Source organism: Kribbella sp. NPDC051718 (assembly GCF_040681515.1).
Lineage (GTDB): Bacteria > Actinomycetota > Actinomycetes > Propionibacteriales > Kribbellaceae > Kribbella.
The window spans coordinates 527,500-541,987 of sequence record NZ_JBFAYZ010000005.1; the positions used below are offsets into that span (position 1 = coordinate 527,500).

The 14,488-nt window shown below is 68.5% G+C and carries 15 protein-coding genes; 7 read left to right on the plus strand and 8 right to left on the minus strand.

The window, feature by feature from the left end; all coding sequences use genetic code 11:
• Positions 1 to 33 precede the first annotated feature (33 nt).
• The 4 genes from AB0M15_RS21850 (at position 34) to AB0M15_RS21865 (ending at position 5,767) form a co-directional block, all read left to right on the plus strand.
• The gene (locus tag AB0M15_RS21850) at positions 34 to 1,170 is read left to right on the plus strand and encodes a cyanophycinase (RefSeq protein WP_363821806.1); all 1,137 of its coding nucleotides are present in this window, start codon (positions 34 to 36) and stop codon (positions 1,168 to 1,170) included.
• A complete protein-coding gene (gene cphA, locus AB0M15_RS21855; RefSeq protein ID WP_363821809.1) occupies positions 1,167 to 3,977 on the plus strand; it encodes a cyanophycin synthetase in 2,811 nt (936 codons plus the stop codon). The genes AB0M15_RS21850 and cphA overlap by 4 nt, the downstream gene beginning before the upstream one ends.
• Before the next feature lie 78 nt (positions 3,978 to 4,055).
• Entirely contained in the window at positions 4,056 to 4,583 is a 528-nt protein-coding gene (locus tag AB0M15_RS21860) for a copper chaperone PCu(A)C (RefSeq protein WP_363821812.1), read from the plus strand.
• A complete protein-coding gene (locus tag AB0M15_RS21865; protein WP_363821815.1) occupies positions 4,580 to 5,767 on the plus strand; it encodes a Dyp-type peroxidase in 1,188 nt (395 codons plus the stop codon). The genes AB0M15_RS21860 and AB0M15_RS21865 overlap by 4 nt, the downstream gene beginning before the upstream one ends.
• Here AB0M15_RS21865 and AB0M15_RS21870 read toward each other — a convergent pair.
• From AB0M15_RS21870 to AB0M15_RS21900, 7 genes are all read right to left on the minus strand, one after another.
• Positions 5,764 to 6,732, minus strand: coding sequence for a GNAT family N-acetyltransferase (locus AB0M15_RS21870; RefSeq protein WP_363821818.1), 969 nt, complete (start codon positions 6,730 to 6,732; stop codon positions 5,764 to 5,766). The genes AB0M15_RS21865 and AB0M15_RS21870 overlap by 4 nt on opposite strands.
• 92 nt (positions 6,733 to 6,824) lie before the next feature.
• Positions 6,825 to 7,169 carry a hypothetical protein gene (locus tag AB0M15_RS21875; protein ID WP_363821821.1) on the minus strand — a complete coding sequence of 115 codons (345 nt, stop codon included), beginning with the start codon at positions 7,167 to 7,169 and terminating at the stop codon, positions 6,825 to 6,827.
• A gap of 77 nt (positions 7,170 to 7,246) precedes the next feature.
• Positions 7,247 to 8,089 carry a hypothetical protein gene (locus tag AB0M15_RS21880; RefSeq protein WP_363821824.1) on the minus strand — a complete coding sequence of 281 codons (843 nt, stop codon included), beginning with the start codon at positions 8,087 to 8,089 and terminating at the stop codon, positions 7,247 to 7,249.
• Between the two features lie 41 nt (positions 8,090 to 8,130).
• On the minus strand, positions 8,131 to 9,816 hold the full coding sequence (locus AB0M15_RS21885; protein WP_363821827.1) for a Mur ligase family protein: 1,686 nt from the start codon (positions 9,814 to 9,816) through the stop codon (positions 8,131 to 8,133).
• 2 nt (positions 9,817 to 9,818) lie between these two features.
• The gene (fabI, locus tag AB0M15_RS21890; protein WP_363821830.1) at positions 9,819 to 10,595 is read right to left on the minus strand and encodes an enoyl-ACP reductase FabI; all 777 of its coding nucleotides are present in this window, start codon (positions 10,593 to 10,595) and stop codon (positions 9,819 to 9,821) included.
• A gap of 25 nt (positions 10,596 to 10,620) precedes the next feature.
• Entirely contained in the window at positions 10,621 to 11,325 is a 705-nt protein-coding gene (gene fabG, locus AB0M15_RS21895; protein ID WP_363821833.1) for a 3-oxoacyl-[acyl-carrier-protein] reductase, read from the minus strand.
• 131 nt (positions 11,326 to 11,456) lie between these two features.
• Positions 11,457 to 11,669, minus strand: coding sequence for a dodecin (locus AB0M15_RS21900; protein WP_343978498.1), 213 nt, complete (start codon positions 11,667 to 11,669; stop codon positions 11,457 to 11,459).
• Between the two features lie 73 nt (positions 11,670 to 11,742).
• On the opposite strand from AB0M15_RS21900, the gene AB0M15_RS21905 reads away from it, so the two are divergent.
• Positions 11,743 to 12,066, plus strand: a complete 324-nt coding sequence (locus AB0M15_RS21905; RefSeq protein WP_363821837.1) for a DUF3099 domain-containing protein — start codon at positions 11,743 to 11,745, stop codon at positions 12,064 to 12,066.
• A 208-nt stretch (positions 12,067 to 12,274) separates the two neighbouring features.
• Positions 12,275 to 12,481 (plus strand): hypothetical protein, encoded by a 207-nt coding sequence (locus tag AB0M15_RS21910; RefSeq protein WP_363821840.1) that lies wholly within the window; start codon positions 12,275 to 12,277, stop codon positions 12,479 to 12,481.
• Positions 12,482 to 12,535: 54 nt separating this feature from the next.
• On the opposite strand, the gene moaA is transcribed toward AB0M15_RS21910, so the two are convergent.
• Positions 12,536 to 13,552 (minus strand): GTP 3',8-cyclase MoaA, encoded by a 1,017-nt coding sequence (moaA, locus tag AB0M15_RS21915; protein ID WP_363821843.1) that lies wholly within the window; start codon positions 13,550 to 13,552, stop codon positions 12,536 to 12,538.
• Positions 13,553 to 13,633: 81 nt separating this feature from the next.
• Here moaA and AB0M15_RS21920 point away from each other — a divergent pair, with 81 nt between their 5' ends.
• The gene (locus AB0M15_RS21920; RefSeq protein WP_363821846.1) at positions 13,634 to 14,440 is read left to right on the plus strand and encodes an SURF1 family protein; all 807 of its coding nucleotides are present in this window, start codon (positions 13,634 to 13,636) and stop codon (positions 14,438 to 14,440) included.
• The last annotated feature ends 48 nt before the right edge of the window (positions 14,441 to 14,488 follow it).

The following is a 14,488-nucleotide window of genomic DNA, read 5'->3' on the forward strand; positions in this document are numbered from 1 at the left end:
GGCGGAGAGGGGTTCAGCGCTTATTCTTCGGCTATGTCTGAACAGCAGGGTGGGGTGACGACGAGCGGGCCGGGGGCCTTGTTCGCCATCGGTGGGGCCGAGGACAAGCTGAAGAAACGGCTCGTCCTGCAGGAGTTCGTCGAGGCGGCCGGTGGGCCGAAGGCGCGGATCGTGGTCGTCCCGACCGCCTCCGCGCTCGGCCCGGATGTGATCGACGTGTACTCCGCCCTGTTCGCCGCGCTCGGTGCGGCCAGCGTGGTCGGCGTCCGGCCGGAGAACCGCGAGGACGCCGACGACCCCGCCTTCATCGAGCCGCTCAACCAGGCCACCGGCATCTTCATGACCGGCGGCAACCAGCTCAAGCTGAGCGGTGTCGTCACCGGGACAGCGTTCGGCCGCGCCGTCACCGAGGCGCACGCCCGAGGAGCCGCCGTCGGCGGTACGTCGGCCGGCGCCAGCATCCTCGCCGAGCACATGATCGCCTTCGGCCGCTCAGGCGCCACGCCGAGGCAGCGGATGAGCCAGCTGGCCGGCGGGCTGGGGCTCGTCCAGGGCGCCATCGTCGACCAGCACTTCGCCCAACGGAACCGGTACGGCCGCCTCCTCTCGCTCGTCGCGCAATCCCCCGGGCTGCTCGGCATCGGGGTCGACGAGGACACGGCGGCCGTAGTACGGGGCTCTCACCTGGAGGTCGTCGGGCGGGGTGCCGTGACGATCTTCGACGGCAGCCGGATCACCTCCAACGCGCACTACGCGAGCCGGTCCGAGGCGATCCTCGCGTCGGGTGTCGTCCTGCACGTCCTGCCCGCGACCTCGACCTTCGATCTGAAGGCCCGCGTGCTGCTGTCCTTCGGCCCGCAGCCGCCGGCCGAGGAGATCGCGTCGATCGAGGCCGCCGAGGCCGATCTGCGCAAGCTGGCCAAGGAGATCGCCGCCGAGGGCGTCTCCCCGGCGTACTACGCCGAGCGCAAGCGCCGGGCCGGCCGGCGTACCGCCAAGGCGACCGACCCCGCCAAGAAGACAGCCGTCTCCCAGAAGGCAGCGGCGTCGAAGAAGTCCAGGTCGTCGGCGGCGGCCCAGTCCAGACCGGAGGCGACCGAGCCTCTGAGCGCGGGCGCCGAACTCAGCCGACCAGACACCGACCCGCGACCAGACAGTGGGACAGCATGACCGAAACCGCCCCCGACCAGACCCAAGGGACGCCGAGCCCGGACCTGAAGATCATCGAGACGCGCGTCTACCGCGGCCCGAACATCTGGAGCTACGACCCGGCGATCCATCTCGTCGTCGACCTGGGCTCGCTGGAGAACTTCCCGTCGAACACGATCGACGGCTTCACCGAGCGCCTGCTCGAGTACCTGCCCCGCCTGGACCAGCACCACTGCTCGCGCGGCCGCCGCGGCGGATTCATCGAGCGGCTGCACGAGGGCACCTGGCTCGGCCACATCGCCGAACACGTCTCGCTGCAACTGCAGCAGGAGGCCGGCCACGACATGCGGCGCGGCAAGACCCGCCAGGTCAAGGGCGTGCCCGGCCGGTACAACATCATCTACTCGTACGCCGACGAGGGCGTCGGACTGGCAGCGGGTGAACTGGCCGTCCGGTTCGTCAACTACCTGGTCCAGCCGACCGAGGACTTCGACTTCACCACCGAGCTGGAGAAGTTCATCCGGCAGGCCGAGCGCAGCGCGTTCGGTCCGTCGACGCAGGCGATCGTGGACGAGGCGGTGTCCCGCGACATCCCGTGGATCCGGCTGAACAAGTTCAGCCTGGTGCAGCTCGGTCAGGGCGTGCACGCGAAGCGCATCCGGGCCACCATGACGTCCGAGACCGGTTCGATCGCGGTCGACGTCGCCAGCGACAAGGACCTCACCACCAAGCTGCTCGCCTCGGCCGGCCTGCCGGTACCGCGCTCTGTCTCGGTCCGTGACGTGGACGACGCCGTCTCAGCAGCGAACAAGATCGGCTACCCCGTCGTGTGCAAGCCGCTCGACGGCAACCACGGCCGTGGCGTCTGCCTGAACCTGCAGGACGCGGACGCCGTCCGGGAGGCCTTCCCGATCGCTGCCGAGCAGTCCCGGCGCGGCTCGGTCATCGTCGAGAGCTTCGTCACCGGCAAGGACTACCGCTGCCTGATCATCAACGGGCGGATGGAGGCCATCGCCGAACGGGTACCGGCGCATGTCGTCGGTGACGGCGTGCACACGGTCACCGAGCTGGTCGAGATCACCAACGCCGACCCGCGTCGCGGCGTCGGCCACGAGAAGATCCTGACCCGGATCACGGTGAACACCGCCGCCCGCGAGCTGGTGAAGTCGCAGGGCTTCGAGATGGACGACGTACCGCCCGAAGAGACGATGGTGAAGCTGACGCTCACCGGCAACATGTCGACCGGCGGGATCTCGATCGACCGTACCTTCGAGGCGCACCCGGAGAACGTCGAGATCGCCGAGGAGGCGGCCCGGATGATCGGGCTCGACATCGCCGGCATCGACTTCATCTGCCCGGACATCACCCAGCCGGTCCGCGAGACCGGCGGCGCGATCTGCGAGGTGAACGCGGCACCCGGGTTCCGGATGCACACCAACCCGACGATCGGCGATCCGCAGTACATCGCGAAGCCGGTCGTCGACATGCTGTTCCCGCCGGGCGCGACCAGCCGGATCCCGATCGTCGCGGTGACCGGTACGAACGGCAAGACCACCACCTCGCGGATGATCAGCCACGTCTTCAAGGGGATGGGCCGCAAGGTCGGCATGACGTCGACCGACGGCATCGTGATCGACGAGCGGCTGGTGATCCGGTCCGACGCGTCCGGGCCGAAGTCGGCCCGGATGGTGCTGCAGAACCCGCGCGTCGACTTCGCCGTCTTCGAGGTGGCTCGGGGCGGGATCCTGCGCGAGGGTCTGGGCTACCAGCGCAACGACGTCGCCGTGGTGCTCAACATCCAGCCGGACCACCTCGGGATGCGCGGGGTAGACACGCTGGAGCAGCTGGCCGACGTGAAGGCCGTGCTGGTCGAGGCGGTGCCGCGCAACGGGTTCGCAGTACTGAACGCCGACGACCCGCTGGTCCGCAAGATGCGGCGGAAGTGCTCGGGCGAGGTCGTCTGGTTCAGCATCGCGGAGTCGGGCAGCGAGGTGCGCGAGTACATCGAGGGCCACTGCCGGCGCGGTGGCCGCGCGGTCGTGCTCGAGCGGTCCGACCTCGGCGACATGATCATCATGAAGCACGGCCGGCGCTCGATGCAGCTGGCCTGGACCCACTTGCTGCCGGCAACCTTCGGCGGCCGGGCGATGATGAACGTGCAGAACGCGATGGCCGCCGCGGCCGCCGCCTTCGCCGCGGGCGCGCCGCTGCACGACATCCGGCAGGGCCTGCGCACGTTCAACACCTCGTACTACCTGTCGCCCGGCCGGTTGAACGAGATCGACGTCGACGGGCGGACCGTGATCGTCGACTACTGCCACAACGCGCCCGCGATGCGGATGCTCGGCGACTTCGTCGACAAGCTCGGCGAGAGCCTGAACGCCTCGTCCGAACTGGGCCGGCCGTCGCGGATCGGCGTGATCGCGACTGCGGGTGACCGGCGCGACGACGACATGCGTGAACTGGGTGAGGTCGCCGCCCAGCACTTCGACGTGGTGATCGTCCGTGAGGACGTCCGGCTGCGTGGTCGCGAGGCCGGCAGTACGGCCGAGCTGGTCACCGAGGGCGTGCGACGGGCGATGGAGAACGGTGCCCGCTGCCGTCAGGTCGAGACGGTGCTCGAGGAGCTCACCGCGGTACAGCACGCGCTGTCCCGGTCGAACCGTGGAGACCTGGTCGTGCTCTGCGTCGACCAGCACCAGCAGGTGCTGTCGCACCTCGAGTCGGTGTCCCACCTCGCGCAGGCCGGTGCCCGCTCCGGCGACGAGGGCGGCGACCCCGACTTCGTGAAGCCGGACGAGTCGGAAGCTGAGCAGTCAACGGAGTAACCAGATCGTGAGCGGGGACACACGGTGTGTCCCCGCTCTGCTGGGAACTCGGTTGCCGGAAGCATCGTTGGCCTGTCCGTGAAGACGAAGCTGCTGATGGCCGGTCTGGCCGTCGCCATCCCCTTTCTGCTGTCCTCTTGTGGGTCCTCGGATGCTCCGGTGACGAAGGCGGCGGTGACGACTCCCGGCGTACTGGTCGAGGACGCGTGGGTGCGGGCGACGGTCGGGTCGAAGGACACCACGATGACGGCGGCGTTCATGTCGCTGACCAACCCGGGCACGACCGACGTCTCGTTGACCTCGGCAACCTCTCCGGTCGCCGGCCTGGTGCAGGTCCACGAGATGGCGATGAAGGACGGCAAGATGGTGATGCAGGAGAAGGCCGGTGGCATCAAGGTGCCCGCCGGGTCGCATGCGCACCTCGCGCCGAGTGGTGACCACGTGATGCTGATGGGGCTCAAGCAGGCGCTGAAGCCGGGCAACGAAGTACCGATCACCTTGAAGTTCTCCGACGGCACCACGCACGACCTGACCGTGCCGGTGAAGGCGTTCACCGAGGAGGAAGAGCACTACCACCCGTCGACGACGCCCAGCACGACACCTTGACCGGACGCCCGTCCCGGCGGCAGCTCTTCGGCTACGCCGGAGCCGCCGCCGCAGGCGCCGCCGTCACCGGTGGCGCAGTTGCCCTGGGCAACGCATCCTCCGGCGAGCCGCCGGCTGCACGTGACTCCGCCCGCGGCGGCACCGTCGTTCCGTACGGCGATCACCAGCCAGCCATCGCGGCGACCTCGCCTCGCCATGCGGAACTGGTCGCGTTCAGGCTGCTCGGCGGCACCGACAAGGCCGGGCTCGGCCGGTTGATGCGACTCTGGACCAGCGACATCGTCGCGCTGACCGCCGGGCGACCGGCTCCCGGAGACACCGCACCCGAGCTGGCCATCCCCGGCGTTGCCCTCACCGCGACGGTCGGCTTCGGTCCCAGGGTCTTCACCTTGACCGGGCTGGCCGATCGCACGCCGCGCGGGTTCATCGACGTACCGGTGATGTCGCATGATCGGCTGCAGGCCGCGTGGACGGGCGGGGATCTGCTCGTGCTGGTGGGTGCGGACGACGCGGTGTCGGTCGTGCATGCCGTCGGCCGGCTGGTCGCGGACGCAGCACCCTTCGCCAAGCCGCTGTGGCGACAGACCGGCTTCTGGAACAGCACCGGCCCCGACGGCCAACCGGTCACCGGCCGCAACCTCTTCAACCAGGTCGACGGCACCGGCAACCCAGCGCCCGGCACGCCGGACTTCGACAGCACCGTCTGGAACGAAGATGGTGGTACGACCCTCGTCGTCCGCCGGATCAAGCTGAATCTCGACACCTGGGACGAACTCACCCGCTCCGAACAGGAACGAGCCGTCGGCCGCAAACTCTCGAACGGCGCACCACAGACCGGTACGGCCGAACACGACGAGCTCGACCTCGAAGCCCGCGACGCCGACAACCGCCTGGTGATCGCCAAGAACGCGCACGCCCGGCTCTCCCACCACTCCGAGAACGACGGCCGCCGCATCTTCCGCAAAGGCCTCAACTACGTCCAGGACACCGGCGCCACCCGCGAGACCGGCCTCATCTTCCTCAGCTACCAGGCCGACCTCGTCAGCCAGTTCATCCCACTGCTGACCCGCCTCGACGCCGCGGACGCCCTCAACGAGTGGACCACCACCATCGGCTCAGCCGCCTTCGCCATCCCACCAGGCTTCCACGAAGGCGGCTGGCTCGGCCAAGGGCTGCTCGGCTAGCCGGTACGGACCACCCGGCGCAATCCGTCGAGGACCAGGACGGTCTTCATGCCGACCGACTGATAGAGACCGAGGGCCGGGGTCGGGTTGTTGGTGTCGACGTTGAGGATGCTGCCGGACCGTCCGGCGGCGGCGTCGAGGGCGAAGCTGTCGCGCAGCAGAAACTTCGCGAGGCCACGACCACGGAAGTCCTCGGCGACGCAGAGCATATTGATGCAGCCACAGTTCTCGGCCTCGACGAAGTTGTCGCCGCAGCTCCGGACCGCGACCACTCGCCCGTCCGCCTCGAGCACGGTCAGCTGGGACCAGTCGAAGGTCGAGCTCGCGTCGAGCGCCTCGACCCACTCGTCGTGCGGACGCTCGACGTAGCCGAACTGGCCAGTGAAGCTCTCGATCATCGCCTGATGAGCCGCCAACCGAGAGGCGTCGTCGAAGGCACCACGCCGCACCACGATGCCGGCTGGGACCTCCGGGGTGGCTACGACCCCGGCATGATCGATCCGCATCCGGTAGTACGTCGTACCGAGGGTGAAGTCGTGTCCGTGCAGCAGCGCCTGGAGCGGTTCGTCGGCGTGGTAGATGCAGGAATCGACGGTGATCTCGGAATGTCCCCGCTCGCGGCCCATCTCGCGCGCACGGCCCATGGCTTCCCCGAACAACCACTGAGCGACCGCGGGGTCCGGCGAGGTGACCTCCACCTGAACCACCTCCCGGTCTCCCAGTCCGAAAGCCGTCGCGTATCCGGCAGGCTGACCATCGCCCGCAAGCACGAGCCACCCGTCGGTACCGCAATCGAAGCCGGGCTCCACGAGGCAGTCGGCGACATCATCGAGCGTGCAGTCGGCGACGCCGATCGCCGCGGTGTTGTACGCGGAGACGAGGTCGAAGATCGTCTCGGCGTCGCCCGGCTCGGGCGAGCGAACAGTGAGGTGGTCCGGCAGTGCCTTGCTGTGAATGGAATTCACGATGCCCCCTTGGACACTTCTTAGATGCGCCGGGGGCGGCAGAAGTTATCAACCGGCATGCACCACCTGGAGGGTGGTGCATGCCGGCGAGGTCAGACGGCGCGGAAGCTCAGGAACTTGGTGCTCGGGTAGCTGTGGAAGTTGTTCGCTGGCTCGAGGGAGGCCACGCCGCTGCAGTCAGCGGTGCGGTAGAGGTAGATGTCCTTGGTGCTCCAGTTGAAGAGCGCACCGGGGACGAACGGCAGCACGGTGCAGGAGCTGCCCGGGTTCGCGTACTGGACGGTGTTGCCGGTGAAGCTGGTGGTTTCGTAGAAGCACGCGATGCCTGGCGCGCAGGCGGTCGACGTCGACTGGTCCTGGTACGCCGAAGCCGGCACGACGCCGACCGCGACAACGGCGGCGGCAGCGGTGGCTCCGAGAGCGAGACGAAGTTTCACGAAGGATCCTCCAGGGTTGGGAAGGCGGTTTCCCTGACCCTGAAGAGCCTATAGTTGAGGATTCACTAAAGCGGTTTTCACCGGCGTGCCGGGAGCAGCCGGCGCTTCGGCTCCTCGCGGTCGATCCAGTCCAGGTCGTCGGACAGCACCGCGTCGTTGCTCCGGCCGTCGTCCACCACGGGCGGAGGCGGCGGCGGTGGCAGCGCCCGGACCTTGAGGGCGACCATCGGGATCGCTAGCAGCACGGCCAGCGTGAGCCAGGGCCAGTACTCCCGCAGTACCGGCTCGAAGGCGTCGAAGAACGCGTCGGTACCGGCGTTGGCGATCTCGTCCGTCGACTTCCCCTTGGCCGCTGCCACCGCCTGGAGCCCCTCGACGATCGCGAACGACGCCAGGTAGAACGCGCCCAGCGGCAGCCAGTAGTACGCCGACCGCCAACCACGCCGCCAGCAGGCGACGTACAAGACGATCGTCAGACCCATCGCGACCAACAGTCCGTTGAGCTGCCACAGCCAGCGCCAGTCCTGCAGCTCATCGGCCGGGCGCAACGCATACCAGGCGACCGGCACCGAAAGCGCAAACGCCGCCAGCACCGTACTTCGGATGCCCAAGGCACCCAATCCCGCACCGACGACACTTGCCACCAGCAACAGGGCCAGCGAACCCTTGTCCGACAGGTCGTATCCACTCAACCACCAGGCGCCCCCGGCAACGACCAGGACCAACGGCGCAGCGATCCGCACCCGCCCGACGATCAGCCCGACCAGCACTCCCCCGGTGATTCCGCCCAGGACGAGCAGATCCACCCGGGGATCGACGAACGTGGTCGAGCCGGCCGGCAGGCCCTTCAGGTACGTCGGTGCGAAGCCGGCTACGAACCAGGCGACCACCGCCGCCGGTATCGACCACAAGTAGCGCATGGAGAAACCCCGATCCGCCCCGGGCGGTGGAATCCCGGGGATCAGTGCTGTGCTCGTTCGACCTTCGCCTTCAAGGTCTCCGGGTTATCGACGGTAGCTCCCTCGGACCGCAACCAGGCGTCAAGACTCGCCCGATCCTGCAGAGACATCACGGCGACCACGTCACCCGCCTGTGCTTCGCGGACGAGGGCCTGGGCCGCTTCGAGCTCGGTCGGGAAGGACGGTACGTCGTCGACACCGACCGAGCTGGTGCCTTCGCGGAAGACCGCCTCCAGCTCCGCCGGCGGCCGGCCACGCAGGTAGTCGCCCTTGTGCCCGATCACCACCCGGTCCGCGCCGCGGGCGCCGATCGCACCCATCGCGCTGACCATGTCGTCGGCCCGGTCGCCCGGCGAGCCGAGTGCGAGCAGCAGTCGCCCACCCGGCTGACGGACGCCGTTCATGATCTCAAGCAGCGCTTCGAGGCCGGCCTCGTTGTGGGCGAGGTCGATCACGACGGTGAAGTCGCGGACGGAGTACATGTTCATCCGGCCCGGGTTGTTCTCGGCCGGCGAGAAGGTGCTCAGGCCCTCGATCACCGCGGCCCGGGGCAATCCCAGACCGAGTGCTGCGGAGGCCGCGGCCAGTGCGTTCTCGACGTTGTAGTGCGAGAGCCCGGACAGCGTCATCGGGACGTCGACGACCTTCAGCAGCGGTTCGGCATCGCTGGACTGGTCGAGCACGGTGATGAAGCCATCGAGCACGGTGGTCGCCCGGCCGCCCTCGTCGAGCACACTGCGGATCGACGGCGAGTCGGGATCGCGCGAGAACACCCAGCACTTGGCCGGTGAGTCGAGCCGCATCGCGAACGTCCTCGGGTCGTCGCCGTTGACGACGCACCAACCACGTGGCCGGGTGATCTTGGTGATCACTGCCTTCACCTCGGCGAGCTGGTCGACGGTGTCGATGCCGCCCAGGCCGAGGTGGTCAGCGGTGACGTTGGTGACGACGGAGACGTCGTTGTACGCCACGCCGACCCCGCGTCGCAGGATGCCGCCGCGCGCGGTCTCGGTGACAGCCAGCTGGACGCCCGGCTGCGAGAGCACCTGACCGGCACCGCTCGGACCGGAGAAGTCGCCGTACTTGACCAGTTCACCGTCGAAGTACACGCCGTCGGTGCTCGACCAGCCGACGTGCAGCCCGGCCGCGCGACCGATGTGCGCGATCATCCGCGAGGTGGTCGTCTTGCCGTTCGTGCCGGTGACCGCCACGACGGGGATCTTCGGCCGCAGCGTCGGCGGCGCGTCGCCGGCCGGTTCGTTGCGGACCCGGTCGCCGACCGTCGCGACCAGCTCGGGCAGCTCCTCGGTGCCGAAGGCATCGACGACCTCGACGATCGCCTGACCGAGCGCCCGGGCACGACCCTCATGCGCCCACGGAAACGCCACCACGAGCCGATGCACATCGGTCTCGGACCTGACCCGTACGCCGATCCGCCCGATCCCCGCCTCGCGCGCGATCCGCCGGACGATGTGCCCGACCACCCGCACCGCGAACCGCTGCCGGAACCCGGACCCGATCCGCCCGGGCCGGGTCGCGCCGAGCCCGAGCGCTTGCGCGTACGCCTTCGCGGCCGGAGCCGGCGCGTCGATCAGGGTCGTCAGGTCGAGCGTGAGCTTGATCGCCGCCCGGCTGAAGTACAGGTTGGCCCCGTCCAGAACGCGGAGCTCTACCAAAGAGGTGGACACAGCTAGGCACCCATCGCGTGAAAGCCGCCGTCGACGTGGATGATCTCGCCGGTGGTGGAGGGGAAGAAGTCACTGAGCAGCGCGACGATCGTCTTGCCGGTCGGTTCGAGGTCGGACGGATCCCAGCCCAGCGGGGCCTGCTCCAGCCACGGACCCTCGAACTTCTCGAAGCCCGGGATCGCCTTCGCGGCCAGGGTCTTCAGCGGGCCGGCGGAGACCAGGTTGCAGCGGATGCCCTGCGCACCGAGGTCGCGAGCGAGGTAGCGCGACGTCGACTCCAGCGCCGCTTTCGCGACACCCATCCAGTCGTAGCCCGGCCAGGCGACCGAAGCGTCGAAGGTCAGCCCGACGATGCTGCTGCCCCGGCTCATCAGCGGCGCACACGTCACCGCCAGCGACTTCAGGCTGTACGCCGAGACGTGCACCGCCCGCGACACGTCGTCCCACGGGCCCTCGAGGAACTTGCCGCCGAGGATCGTCTCCGGGTTGCCGTAGGCAATGGAGTGCACGACGCCGTCCAGGCCGTCGACATGCTCGCGGACCGCGTCCGGCAGCGCGGCGAGGTGCTCTTCGTCGGTGACGTCCAGCTCGATCACCGGCGGCGTGACGGGCAGCCGCCCGGCGATCCGCTTGGTGATGTTCAGCGCCCGGCCGAAGTTCGAGATCAGCACCGTGGCGCCTTGTTCCTGCGCCACCTTGGCGGTCGCGAAGCCGATCGAGGAGTCGAGCGTCACGCCCGCGACCAGGATCCGCTTGCCGTCGAGGATGCCCACCGGCATGCCCTTTCTGATGAAGAAGAAGTGGTTAGTTGCCCATGCCGATGCCGCCGTCGACCGGGATCACCGCGCCGGTGATGTACCCGGCCTCGTCCGACGAGAGCCAGCGCACCGCGTTGGCGATCTCCTCGGTCAGGCCGAACCGGCCGAGCGGGATCTGGCTCAGGTACTGCTGCTGGGTCTCTTCCGGCAGTACAGCGGTCATGTCGGTCTCGACGAAACCGGGCGCGACCACGTTGGTGGTGATGCCGCGGCTCCCGAGCTCGCGGGCCATCGAGCGGGCCATCCCGATCAGGCCGGACTTGCTGGCGGCGTAGTTCACCTGGCCGGGCGAGCCGAGCATGCCGACCACCGACGAGATGAAGACGATCCGGCCCCGGCGCAGCCGCAGCATGCCCTTGGCGGCGCGCTTGGCGACCTTGAACGAGCCGGTCAGGTTCGTCTGGATGACGGCGTCCCAGTCGTCGTCGGACATCCGCAGCAGCAACGTGTCGCGGGTGATGCCGGCGTTGGCGACCAGCACCTCGACCGGGCCGTGCTCCGCCGCGATGGTGTCGAACGCGGCCTCCACCTGCGCGGTGTCGGTCACGTCACACTTGACGGCGAGGAAACCCTCCGGCGGTTCGGTGCTGTTGTAGGTGATGGCGACCTGGTCGCCCGCCTCCTTGAAGGCGGTAGCGATGGCCAGGCCGATGCCCCGGTTGCCCCCGGTGACCAGTACCGATCTCGCCACGTTCCATCTCCTCACAGAAGTGATTCAGCCGCTGTACGGCGCTGCCGGACGAACGGTATCTCCCGCCCCCACCGGTACTGCGAACCGGGCGGCCCCGGCGGTTCGCAGTACCCCTCCCACCCGCGCAGTACTCAGCTGTCCTCGAGCCGGAAGCCGACCTTCAGCCCGACCTGGTAGTGGTCGATCGCGTTGTCGACGATGTGGCCGCGGATCTGGGTCACCTCGAACCAGTCCAGGTGCCGCAGCGTCTCGCCGGCCCGGGTGATCGCGTTCGTGATCGCCGCGTCGACGCCTTCCTTGGAGGTGCCGACGAGCTCGGTCACACGGTAGGTGCGGTCGGTCATGACTGTTCCCCTTCGCCTGGGTGCGCCGGAACTTCTGCACCGGCGTACCGTTGGGTGTTGGTGAGGAGAATAGATGTCATTGCGCAGTAAGCGGGGCCGTGAGCGGGCCGACGCGACGGTGATCTCGGTGACGAGCGCACAGCCCGGCCGGTCCGAGGATCTGGAGAGCCGCATCTTCCGGTACGCCTGGATGATGTCGCTGCGGGTGGTGTGTTTCGTCGCCGCCGTGATCACCCCCTCGCCGTGGCGCTGGATCCTGCTCGTCGGGGCCGTCTTCCTGCCGTCGGTGGCCGTCGTGCTGGCCAATGCGCGGCGGACGAAAGAGGTCTCCGGAGCCGAGGTCTACGTGCCGCCGGCCCGGCCTCAACTGGGTCCGGATCACGACACCGAAAAGTGATCTGCGTCGGGACTGGATTCTCATGACGGATCCGTGTCAGAATCTGCGTGCTCTGAAGTTCACGGTTGGAATTCAGGGTCTTGATGCGGCGTCGGACGGCTCCCCCCGTGGCTGTCCGACGTCGCTTCATTTTGCCCAGGCTATTGATTATTGAGTGGTCAGGAACAATTGCCTGTACTGACCTGAAACACCCCTGGGAGACCTCGCTGTGACCGAAGAAGCCCTGCCGTCCACCTGCTCTGCAAGGGGATGCGGCCACCCCGCCACCTGGGCGTTGTTGTGGAACAACCCGAAGATCCACACCCCCGACCGGCGCAAGACCTGGCTGGCCTGTGACGAGCACAAGCAGAGCCTGTCCGACTTCCTCGGCGCGCGTTCTTTCCTGCGCGAGGTCGAGGCTTTCCCGGCGCCGTAACCAAGGCGCCGGAGTGCGTTACACCGGAAAAAGTAAATTTCCGGTTCAGAAAGGTCAGCCGCCGATCGCGGACATCGGCCGGACCGGCTGCAGAAAGCTCGGGTCGTTGATGCCGTGGCCGGGCAGTTTGCCGCGCATCGCCCGGCGCCAGCGGCCGGCCAGGTCCTCGTCGTCGGCGCCGTCGCGCAACGCCGTCCGGAGGTCGGACTCGGTCCTCGCGAACAGACAGTCGCGCACCTGGCCGTCGGCGGTCAGCCGGACCCGGTCGCAGTCACCGCAGAACGGCCGCGTCACGCTCGCGATGATGCCGACAGTTGTGTCGTAGCCGCCGACCTCGAAGGACTCGGCCGGCGCGCTGCCACGCGTCGCGGCGTCGGTCGGCGACAGGGTGAACCGCTCGCCGAGCAGTCCGAGGATCTCGTCCGCGGTGACCATCTGGTCGCGGCTCCAGCCGTGCTGGGCGTCCAGCGGCATCTGCTCGATGAACCGCAGTTCGTAGCCGTGGTCGAGGCAGAACTGCAGCAACTCCGGCGCCTGGTCGTCGTTCACGCCGCGCATGAGGACCGCGTTGACCTTCACCGGCGTCAGACCGGCCTCCTGAGCCGCCGCGAGGCCTGCCAGTACGTCCTTCAGGCGATCGCGCCGGGTCATCTCCTGGAAGGTGTCCGGCCTGACCGTGTCGAGGCTCACATTCACCCGGTCCAGTCCGGCCTCGCGCAGCGCCTTCGCCTGGCGGGCCAGGCCGATGCCGTTCGTGGTGATCGAGATCTGGGGGCGCGGCAGGAGCTTCGCAGTACGGGTGACGATGTCGACCACGCCGCGGCGGAGGAGCGGTTCGCCGCCGGTGAAGCGGATCTCGTCGACGCCGAGACGGGTGACCGCGATCTCGATCAGCCGGACGATCTCGTCGTCGGTCAGCAGCTCCGGCTTGGCGAGCCAGTCCAGCCCCTCCTCGGGCATGCAGTAGGTACAGCGCAGATTGCAGCGGTCCGTGAGGGACACGCGCAGGTCGGTAGCGACCCGGCCGTAGCTATCGGCCAGGCCTGTCTGGGTCGTGCTGGGCGCTGTCATCCGGGCCAGCTTACGTCGCAGCCAGCAGCCGACGGCCGGGCGTTTCGGTTGATGGCTTAAGTTCGAGATGTGCGTCGTCTGATGAATGTCCGGTGGATCGCCACTGCGCTGGTGATCCTCCTCCTGTCCGGGGTGTGTGTGGAGCTCGGCCGATGGCAACTGCACCGGCTGGACGCCCGGAAGGCGCGCAACGAGGTCACCCGGACCAATCTGGCCGCTCCGGCGGCGCCGCTGGCCGAGATCGTCGGGCCGCAGCGGGTGATCGGCGAGCAGCACGACTGGCGGACAGCGGTCGTCACCGGCCGGTACGACGCAAGCAAACAGGTCGTGATGCGCTACCGGAACATCAACGACCGGCCCGGGTTCGAGATCGTCACGCCGTTGCTGCTGAGCGACGGGAGCGCCGTACTGGTCGACCGCGGGTTCCTGCCCAAGCAGGGCGGTGAGCTGGCGCCCAGCAGCATCCCGGCCGCGCCCTCCGGCGAGGTGACCGTCACCGGCCGGCTCCGGCGCAGTGAACGCGGTGGGCACACCAGTGGCGGTACGCCGGACAACGGGACCGCCCGGCTGATCAACGGACCCGACTTCGCCCCAGTCCTCGGCCTGACCCTGTACGACGGGTACCTCACGGTGGAGCAGCAGGTCCCGGCCGCCGACCCGGCTTTTGGCGGATTCCCCGGCCCGGAGATCGACGACGGACCGCACTTCTTCTACGCGTTGCAGTGGTTCTTCTTCGCCCTGCTGGCGATCGGCGGACTGGTCTACTTCTCCCGGCGCGACGTGACGGGTGACAACGCCGGTACAGACAGTGAGTCCGGGGCGCCGGACGAGTCGTTGCCCTCTGCAACGACGGCCGCCGGGACGCGGCCGGGTCCGGGCGGTTCGTAGTACCTCCCTCCCCACCGCTTTTTCATTCCTTCCTTGCTGTTGCCTCTG